The 848-nt window shown below is 59.6% G+C and carries 1 protein-coding gene; it reads right to left on the bottom strand.

Going from position 1 to position 848, the window contains the following annotated elements; translation table 11 throughout:
• Positions 1 to 205 precede the first annotated feature (205 nt).
• Complete coding sequence (locus FLO80_RS21745) at positions 206 to 694, bottom strand: DUF4166 domain-containing protein (protein WP_246156788.1); 489 nt, start codon at positions 692 to 694, stop codon at positions 206 to 208.
• Positions 695 to 848 lie beyond the last annotated feature (154 nt).

Below are 848 nucleotides of genomic sequence, written 5' to 3'. Positions count from 1 at the left end.
GGCGTTTTTCGGCGGGTGCGGCTTATTCGAATGGTTGCAAACCCCTAGGGTGTATATAAACATCCATCCGCGCCTCTGGTATCATGAGTCCGGTCGCATGCTGTGCTAGACACGAATGACTTGTAAGGGCTGAGACCGGTCATCCCCCGCGCTAGGCCCGAACGACGGCTCAGGGCCGTCATGGACTGCTCGCGACCATGAGCAGCTACGTCGACGTTTCTGGTCGACGGGTGTCCATTGTCGCCGGTGTCAGCGTGCCTTGGTAATGGACAAGCAGGTCCCCGGTCAGTGGCGCTCGCAATTTGACGTCGAACCGAAAAACGCCACCCTCTACATACTCTCGTGCCTCCGAGCTGGGCAATAACCAGCGTGGTAGAGGCAGCGGGCCGAGCCGTCCCGCATCGACCGGGTAGTGCAATACGCCATTCTCTACTGTCAGCCCGAGGATAAAAGTGAACGGGCCAAAGCGTTCCGTCATGCCATGCGGGGTCGCAGCGAGATGGGAGCGGAAAATGCGTGCGCCAAAGGTGCGCTGCCACGCCTCGCCGCTGTCAGTGACAGTCTTGGTGACTTCGACGGGAATTTGGTCGCCAGCCGCTGGAAAACCGAAGGCCTGGCCGAGCAAGCGGCTCCAAAGGCTGGTGCCGCGACGCACCGAAGAATGCCCTTGCCAGCGGCTAACATCAGCGGTCATGTGAGTGCTGCGGGTTTCAGTAATTCCCGGACAAGCATTTCAGTAATTTCCGGACACGCGTTTCGGTAAATCCCGGACAGTCATTTCGCTAATTCCCGGACAGCTCCGGGAGGGCTTTGGGCCGGTTGGTCATCGCCTGCGCCGTTACGGCATT

Source organism: Aquicoccus porphyridii (assembly GCF_008369105.1).
GTDB lineage: Bacteria > Pseudomonadota > Alphaproteobacteria > Rhodobacterales > Rhodobacteraceae > Aquicoccus > Aquicoccus porphyridii.
This window is presented reverse-complemented; position numbering and strand designations above follow the sequence as displayed.